16 protein-coding genes are annotated in these 14,258 nt (G+C 72.1%); 11 read left to right on the forward strand and 5 right to left on the reverse strand.

Features of this window, described 5'->3' with window-relative positions:
• Positions 1-19 precede the first annotated feature (19 nt).
• Positions 20-1,663 carry a phospho-sugar mutase gene (locus tag ABTX18_RS15290; protein WP_352123207.1) on the forward strand — a complete coding sequence of 548 codons (1,644 nt, stop codon included), beginning with the start codon at positions 20-22 and terminating at the stop codon, positions 1,661-1,663.
• 98 nt (positions 1,664-1,761) lie between these two features.
• On the opposite strand, the gene ABTX18_RS15295 is transcribed toward ABTX18_RS15290, so the two are convergent.
• A complete protein-coding gene (locus ABTX18_RS15295) occupies positions 1,762-2,175 on the reverse strand; it encodes a winged helix-turn-helix transcriptional regulator (RefSeq protein WP_352123208.1) in 414 nt (137 codons plus the stop codon).
• 98 nt (positions 2,176-2,273) lie between these two features.
• Between ABTX18_RS15295 and ABTX18_RS15300 the strand changes: the two genes are divergently transcribed.
• Positions 2,274-3,191, forward strand: a complete 918-nt coding sequence (locus ABTX18_RS15300) for an alpha/beta fold hydrolase (RefSeq protein WP_352123209.1) — start codon at positions 2,274-2,276, stop codon at positions 3,189-3,191.
• 36 nt (positions 3,192-3,227) lie between these two features.
• Here the strand turns inward: ABTX18_RS15300 and ABTX18_RS15305 are convergent, their stop codons facing one another.
• Positions 3,228-3,866 (reverse strand): PH domain-containing protein, encoded by a 639-nt coding sequence (locus ABTX18_RS15305; protein WP_352123210.1) that lies wholly within the window; start codon positions 3,864-3,866, stop codon positions 3,228-3,230.
• A 226-nt stretch (positions 3,867-4,092) separates the two neighbouring features.
• On the opposite strand from ABTX18_RS15305, the gene deoC reads away from it, so the two are divergent.
• From deoC to ABTX18_RS15320, 3 genes are read left to right on the forward strand one after another with little or no spacing between them, the layout of a single operon-like run.
• The gene (gene deoC, locus ABTX18_RS15310) at positions 4,093-5,040 is read left to right on the forward strand and encodes a deoxyribose-phosphate aldolase (protein ID WP_352123211.1); all 948 of its coding nucleotides are present in this window, start codon (positions 4,093-4,095) and stop codon (positions 5,038-5,040) included.
• Positions 5,041-5,045: 5 nt separating this feature from the next.
• The gene (locus ABTX18_RS15315) at positions 5,046-6,482 is read left to right on the forward strand and encodes an aldehyde dehydrogenase family protein (RefSeq protein WP_352123212.1); all 1,437 of its coding nucleotides are present in this window, start codon (positions 5,046-5,048) and stop codon (positions 6,480-6,482) included.
• Positions 6,475-7,371 (forward strand): aldehyde dehydrogenase family protein, encoded by an 897-nt coding sequence (locus ABTX18_RS15320; protein WP_352123213.1) that lies wholly within the window; start codon positions 6,475-6,477, stop codon positions 7,369-7,371. Before ABTX18_RS15315 ends, ABTX18_RS15320 begins: the two co-directional genes overlap by 8 nt.
• A gap of 56 nt (positions 7,372-7,427) precedes the next feature.
• Here ABTX18_RS15320 and ABTX18_RS15325 read toward each other — a convergent pair whose 3' ends face one another.
• Entirely contained in the window at positions 7,428-7,844 is a 417-nt protein-coding gene (locus tag ABTX18_RS15325) for a hypothetical protein (RefSeq protein WP_352123214.1), read from the reverse strand.
• A gap of 140 nt (positions 7,845-7,984) precedes the next feature.
• On the opposite strand from ABTX18_RS15325, the gene ABTX18_RS15330 reads away from it, so the two are divergent.
• On the forward strand, positions 7,985-8,641 hold the full coding sequence (locus ABTX18_RS15330) for a uridine kinase family protein (protein ID WP_352123215.1): 657 nt from the start codon (positions 7,985-7,987) through the stop codon (positions 8,639-8,641).
• A 220-nt stretch (positions 8,642-8,861) separates the two neighbouring features.
• On the opposite strand, the gene ABTX18_RS15335 is transcribed toward ABTX18_RS15330, so the two are convergent.
• Positions 8,862-9,638, reverse strand: a complete 777-nt coding sequence (locus tag ABTX18_RS15335; RefSeq protein WP_352123216.1) for a SigE family RNA polymerase sigma factor — start codon at positions 9,636-9,638, stop codon at positions 8,862-8,864.
• Between the two features lie 192 nt (positions 9,639-9,830).
• Between ABTX18_RS15335 and afsQ1 the strand changes: the two genes are divergently transcribed.
• From afsQ1 to ABTX18_RS15360, 5 genes are all read left to right on the forward strand, one after another.
• On the forward strand, positions 9,831-10,508 hold the full coding sequence (gene afsQ1, locus ABTX18_RS15340; protein ID WP_185095372.1) for a two-component system response regulator AfsQ1: 678 nt from the start codon (positions 9,831-9,833) through the stop codon (positions 10,506-10,508).
• Positions 10,505-12,043, forward strand: coding sequence for an ATP-binding protein (locus ABTX18_RS15345; RefSeq protein ID WP_352123217.1), 1,539 nt, complete (start codon positions 10,505-10,507; stop codon positions 12,041-12,043). Before afsQ1 ends, ABTX18_RS15345 begins: the two co-directional genes overlap by 4 nt.
• Complete coding sequence (locus ABTX18_RS15350; RefSeq protein ID WP_352123218.1) at positions 12,040-12,657, forward strand: hypothetical protein; 618 nt, start codon at positions 12,040-12,042, stop codon at positions 12,655-12,657. Before ABTX18_RS15345 ends, ABTX18_RS15350 begins: the two co-directional genes overlap by 4 nt.
• Positions 12,658-12,866: 209 nt before the next feature.
• Complete coding sequence (locus tag ABTX18_RS15355; RefSeq protein ID WP_352123219.1) at positions 12,867-13,439, forward strand: VanZ family protein; 573 nt, start codon at positions 12,867-12,869, stop codon at positions 13,437-13,439.
• A gap of 92 nt (positions 13,440-13,531) precedes the next feature.
• Positions 13,532-13,738 (forward strand): PspC domain-containing protein, encoded by a 207-nt coding sequence (locus ABTX18_RS15360; protein ID WP_352123220.1) that lies wholly within the window; start codon positions 13,532-13,534, stop codon positions 13,736-13,738.
• A gap of 76 nt (positions 13,739-13,814) precedes the next feature.
• Here the strand turns inward: ABTX18_RS15360 and ABTX18_RS15365 are convergent, their stop codons facing one another.
• Complete coding sequence (locus ABTX18_RS15365) at positions 13,815-14,129, reverse strand: hypothetical protein (protein WP_352123221.1); 315 nt, start codon at positions 14,127-14,129, stop codon at positions 13,815-13,817.
• Positions 14,130-14,258: the final 129 nt, after the last annotated feature.

Raw genomic sequence — 14,258 nt, forward strand, 5'->3', positions numbered from 1 at the left:
AACCGGAAAGGCCGACACCGTGACGACCCAGGACCTCATCGCCCGGGCCAGGACCTGGCTCGCCGAGGACCCCGACCCCGAGACCCGCGACGAGCTCGCCGCGCTCATCGCCGCCGAGGACCTCGACGAGCTCACCGCCCGTTTCGCCGGCACGCTCCAGTTCGGCACCGCCGGCCTCCGCGGTGAGATCGGCGCCGGGCCCATGCGGATGAACCGGGCCGTCGTCATCCGCGCCGCCGCCGGCCTCGCCGCGTACCTGAAGGACCAGGGGCAGGCCGGCGGCCTCGTCGTCATCGGCTACGACGCCCGCTACAAGTCCACCGACTTCGCCCGCGACACGGCCGCCGTCATGACCGGCGCCGGTCTGCGGGCGGCCGTGCTCCCCCGCCCGCTCCCCACCCCCGTGCTGGCGTACGCCATAAGGCATCTCGGGGCCGTCGCGGGCGTCGAGGTCACCGCCAGCCACAACCCGCCGCGCGACAACGGCTACAAGGTCTACCTCGGGGACGGTTCGCAGATCGTGCCGCCGGCCGACGGGGAGATCGCCGCCGCGATCGCCGCGGTCGGCCCGCTGGACACCGTGCCCCGCCCCGACGACGGCTGGGAGACCCTCGGCGACGAGGTCCTGGACGCCTACCTGGCGCGTACGGACACCGTGCTGGCCGACGGGTCGCCGCGCACCGCCCGCGTCGTCTACACCGCGATGCACGGCGTCGGCGCCTCCGTGCTCACCGCCGCCTTCGACCGTGCGGGCTTCCCCGCCCCGGTCCTCGTCGCCGAGCAGGCCGAGCCCGACCCCGCGTTCCCCACCGTGGCCTTCCCCAACCCGGAGGAGCCCGGCGCGATGGATCTCGCGTTCGCCACGGCCCGGCGCGCGGACCCTGACATCGTCATCGCCAACGACCCGGACGCGGACCGCTGTGCCGTCGCCGTCCCGGACCCGGCGGCGGACGGCGGCTGGCGGATGCTGCGCGGCGACGAGGTCGGCGCGCTGCTCGCCGCCCACCTCGTGGGCCGCGGTGTCACCGGCGTCTTCGCCGAGTCCATCGTGTCCTCGTCCCTCCTCGGCCGGATCGCGGAGAAGGCGGGCCTCGGCTACGAGGAGACGCTGACCGGCTTCAAGTGGATCGCCCGCGTGGACGGACTGCGGTACGGCTACGAGGAGGCGCTCGGCTACTGCGTCGATCCGGACGGCGTCCGCGACAAGGACGGCATCACGGCCGCGCTGCTGGTCGCCGAACTCGCCTCCGTACTCAAGGAGCGGGGCCGCACCCTGCTCGACCTTCTGGACGACCTCGCGGTCGACCACGGGCTGCACGCCACCGACCAGCTGTCGGTCCGCGTCGAGGACCTGTCCGTCATCGCGGACGCCATGCGCCGCCTGCGCGAGCAGCCGCCGGCCGCGCTCGCGGGCCTGGCCGTCACCTCCGCCGAGGACCTGTCGAACGGCACCGAGCTGCTGCCGCCCACGGACGGGCTGCGCTACCACCTTCAGGGCGCCCGGGTGATCGTCCGCCCGAGCGGCACCGAGCCGAAGCTCAAGTGCTATCTGGAGGTCGTGGTGCCGGTCGGCTCGGCCGGCGAGCTGCCCGCGGCCCGAGCGAGGGGCGCCGAGCTCCTGGCCGGCATCAAGCGCGACCTGGCCGCCGCGGCCGGGATCTGACCCGGAACACGCCGAACACGCGGAGCATCCGGACGCCGGCTCACGTACCTCTCGGGCACGTGAGCCGGCGCCTCGCGCCCGCCCTGCCGGCCCGCAGGTCAGGATTCGGCCGCCGCTTCCTCCTGCTCGCCGCGCAGGTTCGCCAGGTCGACCTCGGCCATGTGCTCCTCGGCCCACGCGCGCAGCGCGGCCAGCGGTTCCACCAGGGTCAGGCCGAGCGGGGTGAGCCGGTAGTACACGCGAGGCGGCACCGACGGTTCCACCCGGCGGCCGACCAGGCCGTCGTGGGTCAGCCCTCGAAGGGTGACCGACAGCATCTTCTGCGAGATGCCCGTCATCGCGCGCTGGAGCTCACCGAAGCGCACCTCCCCGGGGGCCGCCTCCGCCAGCACCTTGACGGCCATCGACATCCACTTCGTGCCGATGCGGTCCAGCAGGCGGCGGGTCGGGCACTGCGCATCGAAGAGGTCCCCGCGGCGTCCGTCGCGGGACTGTGGTGCCGAAGAGGTCACCTGGAACTCACCACCTGAGGCAGAAGTGCGGTCTTGGCACCCCCAGGCTAGTTACCTACGGTTGTGTTGTCACCATTGGTAACCGCCTGGAGAACCACATGCCCGTGTCACCGCCCCCGCCGCGCAGCGCTCACCACCCCGTCGAGCTCCGCCGGATCACGGCCAACGGCGTCGAGCTCAACGTGGCGGTCGCCGGCGACGGCCCTGCCGTCCTGCTGCTGCACGGCTTCCCCCACACCTGGCAGCTGTGGACCCACGTCATGGACGAGCTGGCCGGTCGCCACCGCGTCATCGCACCCGACCTGCGGGGATTCGGGCTGAGCACACGGGCGGAGGGCGGATACGACGCCGGGACGCTCGCGGGCGACGCCGAGGCCCTCCTCGACGCCCTCGGGGAGAGCTCCGCGTCCGTGATCGGCATCGACGCGGGCGCACCATCGGCGTTCCTGCTCGCCATGCGCCGGCCCGGCCGGGTCGGGCGGCTCGTCCTCATGGAGTCGCTCATGGGCGGCCTGCCGGGTGCCGAGGAATTCCTGGCCCACGGGGCGCCCTGGTGGTTCGGCTTCCACGACGTGCCCGGACTCGCGGAGTCCGTGCTCACCGGGCACGAAGCCCGGTACATCGACTGGTTCCTCACCGAGGGGACGCTCGGCGAGGGCGTGGCTCCCGCTGTCCGCGACGCCTTCGTCCGCGCGTACACCGGGACCGAGGCTCTGCGCTGCGCCTTCTCGTACTACCGGGCACTGCCGACGAGCGCCCGCCAGATCCGGGAATCCGTGCGCCGGGGCCGGCTGACCGTCCCGGTCATGACGATCGGCTCCCACCCCGTGGGCAGAGCGCTCGAACAGCAGCTCCGGCCGGTGGCCGACGACCTCGTCGGCCACCTCGTCGAGGACTGCGGCCACATCATTCCGCTGCACCGCCCGCAGGCGCTGCTCGGCCTGCTGGAACCGTTCCTCGCCGGAGCGGGGCAGGCGGCGGGCGGCGGCCGCGGCACGGAGGGACGCGCCGCCTGAGGGCCTGACGGCCCCCGGACCCCGCCCGGAAGGCCCTCAGCCGATGGCGCCCAGCACCACCAGCAGCACCGCACCCACCACGGCCGGCGCGATCACCTCGTACGCCCAGCGGACCGACTTTGCGGGGCCGTCGGCGGCGGGCTTGTCTGCCGCGCGTTCGGCCAGTTCCCTCAGGTCACGGACCGACTGGTCGGCGGCCGCCGACCGCGCCTGCGCGTCCCGCACGTCGGCGGTGACGGACGTCCTGCCGTACGGGTCGTCGAGCGACTGCCGGGACTGGTGACGGGCGGCCTTCTTGCGCTGCCGCAGCGAGACCGGGACCGCCCAGAGCTGGTACTTCCCGCCGTCGTGCGTGAAGAGCTCGCTCGAGTACCCGGCCCGGACATCCGCGACGTCGCTCCACGGCAGCGTGATCGTCCGGAACGGATTACGGATCCGGATGCGCCGGTCGTTGGCGAACACCGCCGGCCGCAACGTGAAGGCGACCACCAGCGGCACGACGGTCAGCAGACCGGCCAGCGCCAGCCACGGCACCCGGCCCTCGCCCCGGACGGCCGCGTCCCCGCCGATCCAGCCGAGGAGCAGCAACAGCAGGACACCCCCGACCAGCCCGGCGGGCGACCGGAACGTCCGGTCGGCGTAGGTGGGCTCGGAGGGCGGTGTGGGGCTCGTCATGCGCCCGATTCTGCCTGACGTCCGCCATGGGCGCGGGGGCGGCCGCCCGGACACGCGTACGGAGGAGGAAGGGGCAGGTCACCGACGTGCTTACGACGGCGGGCAGGGCGGGCCCGGACGCGCGCGCGTGTATCTTCACGCCTCCCGCGGGGGCGCCGCGTGATGCGCGAAGCACACGGCCCCCTGTACAGGCCGCTACGCGCGTAGATATGCTCATGTGGTGACCATGCCCACCACTGCCCCCGCATTCGCCGACGCGACGGCGTCCGACAGTGCGCTGCGCCGCTTCCTGCACGGGCTGCCCGGCGTCGACGCCGTCGGCCTGGAAGCGCGCGCCGCCTCGCTCGGAACCCGTTCGGTCAAGACGACGGCCAAGGCGTACGCCATCGACCTGGCCATTTCGATGATCGACCTGACGACGCTGGAAGGCGCGGACACCCCGGGCAAGGTCCGGGCTCTCGCCGCCAAGGCCGTCAACCCCGATCCCACCGACCGCACGTCCCCGCGCACCGCGGCCGTGTGCGTCTACCCCGACATGGCGGCGACCGCGGCCGCCGCCCTGGCCGGCTCCGGCGTGAAGGTCGCGTCGGTGGCGACGGCCTTCCCCGCCGGGCGCGCCGCGCTCGGTGTGAAGCTCGCGGACGTCCGTGACGCGGTGGCCGCCGGTGCGGACGAGATCGACATGGTGATCGACCGGGGCGCCTTCCTCTCCGGCCGCTATCTGAAGGTCTACGAGGAGATCCTCGCCGTGAAGGCCGAGTGCGGCCGGGCACGGCTGAAGGTGATCTTCGAGACCGGCGAGCTGTCCACGTACGACAACATCCGGCGGGCCTCCTGGCTCGGGATGCTGGCGGGCGCGGACTTCATCAAGACGTCGACCGGCAAGGTCGGGGTCAACGCCACCCCCGCGAACACCCTGCTGATGCTGGAGGCGGTGCGCGACTTCCGTGCGCAGACCGGCGTCCAGATCGGCGTGAAGCCGGCCGGCGGCATCCGCACCACCAAGGACGCCATCAAGTTCCTGGTGCTGGTGAACGAGACGGCGGGCGAGGACTGGCTGGACAACCACTGGTTCCGCTTCGGCGCCTCCAGCCTGCTGAACGACCTGCTGATGCAGCGCCAGAAGCTCAGCACCGGCCGTTACTCCGGCCCCGATTACGTGACGGTGGACTGATTCCCATGGCATCTGCATTCGAGTACGCACCGGCGCCGGAGTCCCGTTCCGTCGTCGACATCGCCCCCTCGTACGGCCTGTTCATCGACGGCGAGTTCACCGACGCCGCCGACGGCAAGGTCTTCAAGACGGTCAGCCCGTCGTCCGAGGAGGTGCTCTCCGAGGTCGCGCAGGCGGGCTCCGCGGACGTGGACCGGGCCGTGAAGGCGGCCCGCCGCGCGTTCGAGAAGTGGTCGGCGCTGCCCGGCTCCGAGCGCGCCAAGTACCTCTTCCGGATCGCCCGGATCATCCAGGAGCGCTCGCGCGAACTGGCCGTCCTGGAGACGCTGGACAACGGCAAGCCGATCAAGGAGACCCGCGACGCGGACCTCCCGCTGGTCGCCGCGCACTTCTTCTACTACGCGGGCTGGGCCGACAAGCTGGACCACGCCGGCTACGGAGCGAACCCGCGCCCGCTCGGCGTCGCCGGCCAGATCATCCCGTGGAACTTCCCGCTGCTGATGCTCGCGTGGAAGATCGCCCCGGCGCTCGCCACCGGCAACACGGTGGTGCTCAAGCCCGCCGAGACGACCCCGCTCTCCGCGCTCTTCTTCGCGGACATCTGCCGCCAGGCCGGTCTCCCCAAGGGTGTCGTGAACATCCTGACGGGCTACGGGGACGCGGGCTCGGCCCTCGTCGAGCACGGCGACGTCAACAAGATCGCCTTCACGGGATCGACGGCGGTCGGCAAGGCCATCGCCCGCCAGATCGCCGGCACGGACAAGAAGGCCACGCTGGAGCTGGGCGGCAAGGGCGCCAACATCGTCTTCGACGACGCGCCGATCGACCAGGCCGTCGAGGGCATCGTCACCGGCATCTTCTTCAACCAGGGCCAGGTCTGCTGCGCGGGCTCGCGCCTCCTCGTGCAGGAGTCCATCGAGGAGGAGCTGCTGGACGCCCTCAAGCGCCGGCTCACCACGCTGCGCCTCGGCGACCCGCTGGACAAGAACACCGACATCGGCGCGATCAACTCCGCGGCGCAGCTCTCCCGGATCACCGCGCTCGTCGAGACGGGCGAGGCCGAGGGCGCGGACCGCTGGTCGGCGCCGTGCGAGCTCCCCTCGGCCGGCTACTGGTTCGCGCCGACGCTGTTCACCGGCGTCACCCAGGCGCACACCGTCGCCCGCGACGAGATCTTCGGCCCGGTCCTGTCCGTGCTGACGTTCCGTACGCCGGACGAGGCGGTCGCCAAGGCCAACAACAGCCAGTACGGCCTCTCGGCCGGCATCTGGACGGAGAAGGGCTCCCGCATCCTCGCGGTGGCGAACAAGCTCCGGGCGGGCGTCGTCTGGGCCAACACGTTCAACAAGTTCGACCCGACCTCGCCGTTCGGCGGTTACAAGGAGTCGGGCTTCGGCCGCGAAGGCGGCCGTCATGGTCTGGAGGCCTACCTCGATGTCTGACGGGCGACTGAGCGTCTTCAAGACCTACAAGCTGTACGTCGGGGGCAAGTTCCCCCGCTCCGAGAGCGGCCGGGTGTACGAGGTGACGGACTCGAAGGGCACGTGGCTGGCGAACGCTCCCCAGTCCTCCCGCAAGGACGCGCGGGACGCCGTCGTGGCGGCGCGCAAGGCGTTCGGCGGCTGGTCGGGCGCGACCGCGTACAACCGCGGCCAGATCCTCTACCGCATCGCGGAGATGCTGGAGGGCCGCCGGGACCAGTTCGTCCGTGAGGTGGCGGAGGCCGAGGGGCTTTCGAAGTCCAAGGCCGCGGCCGTCGTGGACGCGGCGGTGGACCGCTGGGTCTGGTACGCGGGCTGGACGGACAAGATCGCCCAGATCGTGGGCGGGGCGAACCCGGTCGCGGGGCCGTATCTCAACCTCTCGACCCCGGAGCCGACGGGCGTCGTGACCGTCCTGGCCCCGCAGGAGTCGTCGTTCCTGGGCCTGATCTCGGTGCTCGCCCCGGTGATCGCGGCCGGCAACACGGCGGTCGTCGTGGCCTCGGAGCAGTCCCCGCTGCCCGCCCTGTCGCTGGGCGAGGTGCTGGCCACCTCGGACCTGCCGGGCGGAGTCGTCAACATCCTGTCGGGGAGGACGGCGGAGATCGCCGCGCCGCTCGCCTCGCACCAGGACGTCAACGGCATCGACCTCACGGGAGCCGGCGCGGATCTGGCGAAGGAGCTGGAGATCGCGGCGGCCGACAACCTGAAGCGCGTCTCCCGCCCACAGGCTGTGGACGGAGCCGACTGGTCGGCCGATCCGGGCACCCGCCGTCTGACGGCATTCCTGGAGACCAAGACGGTCTGGCACCCGACGGGCGCGCTGGGCGCGGCGGGCTCCTCGTACTGACGCGGATACGGCAGCGGCCCGCGCCCGGGACACCCCGGGCACGGGCCGCGTCCGTTTCAGCCGTGCAGCAGGCCCGTGACCTGCCCCAGCAGGGGCAGGTCCTTCAGCGCGCCGCCGCTGGTCACCGGGTCGGTGAGGGCGGCGGTGGAGACGGGCTTGAAGTCGGCGACCTGCGTCCCCACCGCGTTGTCCAGCGGATCCACCCCCGTACCGGCCAGCGGGTCGAGGCGCAGATGCGTCACGGGCGCGATGCCGTTGTCGAGCGAGTGGCCGAGCGCCCCCGTGACCGCGCCGCCCGCGGCCTCGCTCGCATCACCGAGGCTGGTGTCGGTCCCCGTCGCCTGTACGAGGGGCAGCGGGGCGGCCTGGGCCGCCGCACCCCCCGCGCCGAGCGCGGCACCCACCGCGGTGACGGTCAGACCTGCCCGCAGCAGTGCGCGGCGCCGGGACTTGGAAAGTGCGTGACGTGCCATGGAGTTCCCACCTGATCGGGCCGATCGAACCATCGATCGAGTAATCAATCGAGTGCACAGCGTAGTTGAGGTGTGATGCCGGATACCAACCACGCCTCCGGGGATCCCCTGTGCGGATCAATGCCTCACACTTGTGTTCCGTGAGTTCCCATGCGATTTCGACCCGCGTCGTTCTGTTGGCGGGCCCCTCCGGCTCCGGCAAGTCCTCCCTCGCCGCCCGTACCGGTCTTCCGGTGCTGCGGCTCGACGACTTCTACAAGGGGGCGGGCGACCCCACGCTGCCGCTCGTCAGCGGGAGCACGGACATCGACTGGGACTCCGCACTGTCCTGGGACGCGGACGCGGCGGTCGCCGCGATCACGGAACTGTGCCGCACCGGGCGGACCGACATACCGGTGTACGACATCGCGACCAGCTCCCGGACCGGTCACGAGGGCTTCCACATCGAGCGCACGCCGCTGTTCGTCGCCGAGGGGATCTTCGCCGCGGACATCGTGGAGCGGTGCCAGTCGCTGGGCCTTCTGGCGGACGCCCTGTGCCTGCGCGGCCGCCCGTCCACGACGTTCCGCCGCCGCCTGCTGCGCGACCTGCGCGAGGGCCGCAAATCGGTGCCGTTCCTGATCCGCCGCGGCTGGCGCCTGATGCGCGCCGAACGCCGCATCGTGGCCCGCCAGGTGGAGCTGGGCGCGCACCCGTGCGGCAAGGCGGAGGCCCTGGGCCGGCTCGCCGCTGCCGCGGCGGGACGCTGCCGGACGCCGGCGCCCGCACCCGCGCCGGTGAGCCCTTCCGGCGACTGACCGGAGCGAGCGGGGGTCCGGGGCAGCGCCCCCGAAAAGCCCGCGCCCCGAAGCTCGCGCGCAAACGCCGAGGGGCCGGACAGGTCCCCCCGGCCCGTCCGACCCCTCAGCTTCCCCGTACCCCGTTACCCCCGTACACCGCCGCCTCCCCCGAAGCGACGGCCCACTTCCCCCGTAACACCGCCGCCTCCCCCGAAGCGGCGCCCCCGTACCCCCTGCCTCAGGCCACCAGCTCGCCGAAGGACTCCTCCTCGTCACGGCCGAAGCTGAGGACCTCGTCCTCGCGCAGCCGGCGGAGCGACCGCCAGATGCTGGACTTCACCGTGCCGACACTGATGTCGAGGATCGACGCGATCTCCGGGTCCGTGCGGCCCTCGTAGTAGCGCAGGACCAGCATCGTGCGCTGTGTCTCGGGCAGTCGCGCCAGCGCCTGCCAGAGCACGGCGCGCAGCTCCGTACCGCGCATCGCGTCCGTGTCGCCCGCCGTCTCCGGCAGCTCCTCGGTCGGGTATTCGTTCAGCTTGCGCCTGCGCCAGGCGCTGATGTGCAGATTGGTCATGGTGCGGCGCAGATAGCCGCCGACGGCCGCCTTGTCGCTGATCCGGTCCCATGCCCGGTACGTCGAGAAGAGGGCGCTCTGCAGCAGGTCCTCGGCCTCGAACCGGTCACCGGTCAGGTGATAGGCGGTGGCGTACAGGGAGGCGCGGCGCTCCTGGACGTAGGCCGTGAACGCCGCTTCGGCGTCCTCGTCCCGCTCCGCGGCGTTCCGCTCCCCCGTGACCTCCCCGTACGCGCTTCCCCCGTGACCCGCCCCCGTGGCGCCAGGCGTGTCGACCACCGTCAGGAACGGCTTGCGCTCCGACGACGGGTACGTGCGCCCGGCGCTTCGCACGCACGCACGCCCGTTCAGTGCGGCGCCGGACTGCTCGGTGCTCCGCCCGACGTCGTGGAGACGCGTGACAACTGCGCTCGTGGTGATGCTGTGCGTTGCGTTCATCTCGCGCCCCCCGTCGGTGGAGTCCGTCCGTTCCTTGTGTCAACGAGCTTGCCGGGGCGACTTCATGGCCCTGTCCGCCGACTGTCACAGGCCTGTCACAGGGCCCGGCGCGGACGCGATCCGGGACTCCCGGATGCATGAGAGGGGACCAACTGTCGAACTAGGGCTCCCCCATGGGTCAGAATGACCCCCGTGCCTTTCCTGTTGCTGATCGAGGACGACGACGCCATCCGCACGGCCCTCGAACTCTCGCTGTCACGCCAGGGCCACCGAGTGGCCACCGCGGCGACGGGAGAGGACGGCCTCAACCTGCTGCGCGAGCAGCGGCCCGACCTGGTCGTGCTGGATGTGATGCTGCCCGGGATCGACGGTTTCGAGGTGTGCCGGCGCATCCGGCGCACCGACCAGCTGCCGATCATCCTGCTGACCGCGCGCAGCGACGACATCGACGTCGTGGTCGGTCTGGAGTCCGGTGCCGACGACTACGTGGTGAAACCCGTGCAGGGCCGGGTGCTCGACGCCCGCATCCGCGCGGTGCTGCGCCGCGGTGAGCGGGAGTCCACCGACTCCGCCACCTTCGGCAGCGTGGTGATCGACCGGTCCGCCATGACCGTGACGAAGAACGGGGAGGACCTGCAGCTCACGCCGACCGAGCTGCGCCTCCTGCTGGAGCTGAGCCGCCGGCCGGGCCAGGCCCTGTCGCGTCAGCAACTGCTGCGTCTCGTCTGGGAGCACGACTACCTCGGCGACTCCCGGCTGGTGGACGCCTGTGTCCAGCGGCTGCGCGCGAAAGTGGAGGACGTACCGTCGTCGCCGACCCTGATCCGTACCGTGCGGGGCGTGGGATACCGGCTGGACTCGCCGCAGTGAGCACGGCTGTACGGCGGAGCCTGCTCGCCGGGCTCCGCTGGACCAGCCTGCGGCTGCGGCTCGTCGTCGTCTTCGCGCTGGTCGCGCTGACCGCCGCGGTGTCCGCGTCGGGGATCGCGTACTGGCTGAACCGCGAGGCGGTGCTGACGCGTACGCAGGACTCCGCGCTCGGGGACTTCCGTCAGGAGATGCAGAGCCGGGCGGCCTCGCTGCCGTTGAAGCCCACCCGGGAGGACCTGCAGACCGCCGCCGTGCAGATGGCGAGCAGCAGCCCCGGGTACAGCGTGCTGCTGATCGACGAGCGCGATCCGGGCAAGCCGATCGTCGGCAACTCCGACCTGGACACCTTCACCCGGGACAACGTCCCGGTGTCGCTGCAGGAACAGGTCGGCAGGAAGCAGCCGGTCAAGGCGGGCAACAAGTACCGGTACCACCTGTTCTGGCAGCGGACCTCGATCCGCGGCACGCCGTATCTCGTCGCCGGCACGAAGATCATCGGCGGGGGTCCGACCGGCTACATGCTCAAGTCGCTCGACCAGGAACGGCAGGACCTCAATTCGCTTGCCTGGTCCCTGGGGATCGCCACCGCGCTGGCCCTCGTCGGCTCCGCGCTGCTCGCCCAGGCGGCGGCGACGACGGTGCTGCGCCCCGTACAGCGCCTCGGCGACGCGGCCCGCAAGCTCGGCGAAGGCAAGCTCGACACCCGGCTCGTGGTGTCCGGCACCGATGAACTGGCCGATCTCTCCCGGACGTTCAACAGAACGGCGAGCTCCCTGGAGAAGAAGGTCGCGGACATGAGCGCGCGGGAGGAGTCCAGCCGCCGCTTCGTCGCCGACATGTCGCACGAGCTGCGCACCCCGCTGACCGCGATCACCGCGGTCGCCGAGGTGCTGGAGGACGAGGCGGACAGCCTCGACCCGATGATCGCGCCCGCCGTTCACCTGGTGGTCAGCGAGACCCGGCGCCTCAACGACCTGGTGGAGAACCTGATGGAGGTCACCCGCTTCGACGCGGGCACGGCCCGCCTCGTCCTCGACACCGTCGACGTCGCCGACCAGGTCACCGCCTGCATCGACGCCCGCGCCTGGCTGGACGCGGTGGACCTGGACGCCGAGCGCGGCATGATGGTCCGCCTCGATCCGCGCCGGCTCGACGTGATCCTGGCCAACCTGATCGGCAACGCGCTGAAGCACGGCGGTTCGCCCGTGCGAGTCGCCGTACGGACCGTGGGCGACGACCTCGTCATCGAGGTCCGCGACCACGGCCCCGGCATCCCCGAGGACGTGCTGCCGCACGTCTTCGACCGCTTCTACAAGGCCAGCGCCTCCCGGCCGCGCTCCGAGGGCAGCGGGCTCGGGCTGTCGATCGCCATGGAGAACGCGCACATCCACGGCGGCGACATCACCGCCGCCAACTCGCCGGACGGCGACGGCGCGATATTCGTCCTGCGCCTGCCGCGCGACGCGGAGGCGCTGAACGGCACCACCGAGGGTCACGGCGCCGGGATCCCGGACGAGGAGGACGACGCGACGTGACACGCAGCGAACGCCGGGGCCGCCGTCCCGCCGGGGCCCTGGCCGGTGCCGCGCTCTGCGCCGTACTGGCGGCGGGCTGCGGGATCAGGACGACGTCCGTACCCGTCGACGCAGGCCCGGCCCCGTCCCGGGTGCCGTGCGCCATGCCGGCCGAGGACATCACCACCCAGGCCCAGCAGGGCATCCCCGTACAGATCTATCTGGTCTGCGCCTCGGAACTGGTCACCGTGGACCGCACGGTGCAGGTCCGGGAGGCGACGTCCGACCGGCTGCGGATCGCCCGCGCCCTGCTGGACGAACTGCGCGTGGACCCACCGGGCGCCGAACGACAGGCGGGCTTCTCCACCCACGTCCCCGAGACGCTCCGCGTAGCCGGCCCCCTCGCGGGCGACCCGAAGGGCACCCTGCGTCTCAGCGAGCAGCCGGAGGACCTGCCGTCCGAGGCGCTCGCGCAGATCGTCTGTACGTACGCCGAGAGCGAGTCGCTCGTCCCCGACGGCCCGGTCACGCTCGGCGGCCCGGGGAACTACGCGCCGCGCGGCTATGTGTGCACCACGGAGACGAAGGCCAGCCCGCAGTCCGTACCGACGAAGGGCGCGGCCCAAGCGCCGTGAGCGGGCTCTTTCGGGCGGCCCGGGTGCCGTCGAGCGGGCCTCTCAGGCGGCCCGGGTGCCGTCGAGCGGGCCTCTCAGGCGGCCCGGGTACTGTGAGCGTGCGGTTTCAGGCGGCCCGGCTGCCGTGAGCCGGCCCTGCGACGCGGCGTGAGCCAGGTCTCCCCCGCGCGAGCGGAACCGATCCTGCCGCCGCCCGCGTCTTGGGAAGCGTGCGTCAAGGTTCGGGCGGCCAGGCCGTCATCCGCTTCCGCGCGGTCGGAGTGTCGCTCCTCCTCGCGCATCTGCTGCTCGTCGGGTGGCTGACTCTGCGCCCGCTGGACGTGCCGTGGATGACAGCCGCCAACCTCCAGCCGTTCGCGGGCATCAAGGCGGACCTGTCCCTCGGCCCGGTCACCGCCGTCCGCAGCATCGGCAAGGAACTCCTGCTGCTGGCCCCTCTGGGGGTGCTGCTGCCGCTGGCCGGCGGCCGCCTCCTCGTCTCGCCGTGGGCCTCACTGACCCGTACGCTCGCGGCCGGGGCGCTGATCTCGCTGGCCATCGAGCTGGGCCAGACGGGGGTGCCGGGCCAGGTCGTCGACGTCGACTCGCTGATCCTGAACACCATCGGCGTCGCACTCGCCCACGTCCTGGTCGTCCCGGCGTGGCGGGCACGGCTGCGCCGCCGCGAGCAGCACCGGGGCCACTCGCCGGCCCGGGCGGGCCGCGAGTTCCGCACCCCGCAGGGATCCGCGGCCTCTCAGGGGTCGACCCCGACGATTTCCAGGGTCGGTATCGCCCCGTAGGCCGACGTTTGTCCCCGCCGCGCGCGCCATCCTGGATATACCGGGAGCGCAATCAACCGCTCCCTCAGCAACGGTTCGCGAAGGAGCCCACCATGGCCGCACTTGCCCGCCCCCGTGACGGACGCATGCTCGGCGGAGTGTGCGCAGCGCTGGCACGGCGCTTCGGCACCTCCGCGAAGACCATGCGCATCATCTTCGTCGTCTCGTGCCTGCTGCCGGGCCCGCAGTTCCTGCTCTACCTGGCGCTGTGGCTGCTGCTCCCCCAGGAGCGGCCGTCGTCGGCCGCGACCGCCTGGTAGCTCTCGTACGTGCGCACGCCTGTGGGCGGACACCCGGTGTACGGGTGCCCGCCCACAGGCAGGTGCGGAACCGGGCTCAGCGACCGAGCGGCAGGCCGTTGGCCGACAGACCGCTGGTCGTCAGACCACCGGCGGGCATGCCGCCGAGGAGGCCCTTGGCCGGGGCGGCCACGTCACCGAGGATCTTCGTCTGGCCGGTGCCGAGCAGCTGGTTGGCGGTGTCCTGGACCGGCAGGGTCGACGTGGCGTTCGCCAGGGCGCCGGCGACGGGCAGGACGCTCGTCGCGGTCTCCAGCGGCAGCGCGGACGCCGACGCGGTACCGGCGGCGGCAGCGGCGAAAGCGGCACCGAGAGCGGCGACGCCGAGAGTCCTGGCAGCAGACTGCTTCATGTGAAATTCATCCTTGGGGAAGGGGATGTGAGCGGCTCTGCAAGTTAGCCAGCCCCCTGCCCCTCCCGCAAACATCGAAAGACACGGAAAACGGCCGGAAAACACGTTCCCGGCCGTTTCCCGAAGGCA

The sequence above is a fragment of the Streptomyces sp. NPDC096323 genome (assembly GCF_040302845.1).
Taxonomy (GTDB): domain Bacteria; phylum Actinomycetota; class Actinomycetes; order Streptomycetales; family Streptomycetaceae; genus Streptomyces.

What these genes read in the sequence shown, in the direction of transcription:
- ABTX18_RS15365 (WP_352123221.1), bottom strand. Translation starts at nt 14,129, where the DNA reads ATGAAGCAGTCTGCTGCCAGGACTCTCGGCGTCGCCGCTCTCGGTGCC.
- ABTX18_RS15325 (WP_352123214.1), bottom strand. Translation starts at nt 7,844, where the DNA reads ATGGCACGTCACGCACTTTCCAAGTCCCGGCGCCGCGCACTGCTGCGG.
- ABTX18_RS15315 (WP_352123212.1), top strand. Translation starts at nt 5,046, where the DNA reads ATGGCATCTGCATTCGAGTACGCACCGGCGCCGGAGTCCCGTTCCGTC.
- ABTX18_RS15305 (WP_352123210.1), bottom strand. Translation starts at nt 3,866, where the DNA reads ATGACGAGCCCCACACCGCCCTCCGAGCCCACCTACGCCGACCGGACG.
- deoC (WP_352123211.1), top strand. Translation starts at nt 4,093, where the DNA reads ATGCCCACCACTGCCCCCGCATTCGCCGACGCGACGGCGTCCGACAGT.
- ABTX18_RS15320 (WP_352123213.1), top strand. Translation starts at nt 6,475, where the DNA reads ATGTCTGACGGGCGACTGAGCGTCTTCAAGACCTACAAGCTGTACGTC.
- ABTX18_RS15300 (WP_352123209.1), top strand. Translation starts at nt 2,274, where the DNA reads ATGCCCGTGTCACCGCCCCCGCCGCGCAGCGCTCACCACCCCGTCGAG.
- ABTX18_RS15335 (WP_352123216.1), bottom strand. Translation starts at nt 9,638, where the DNA reads ATGAACGCAACGCACAGCATCACCACGAGCGCAGTTGTCACGCGTCTC.
- ABTX18_RS15360 (WP_352123220.1), top strand. Translation starts at nt 13,532, where the DNA reads ATGGCCGCACTTGCCCGCCCCCGTGACGGACGCATGCTCGGCGGAGTG.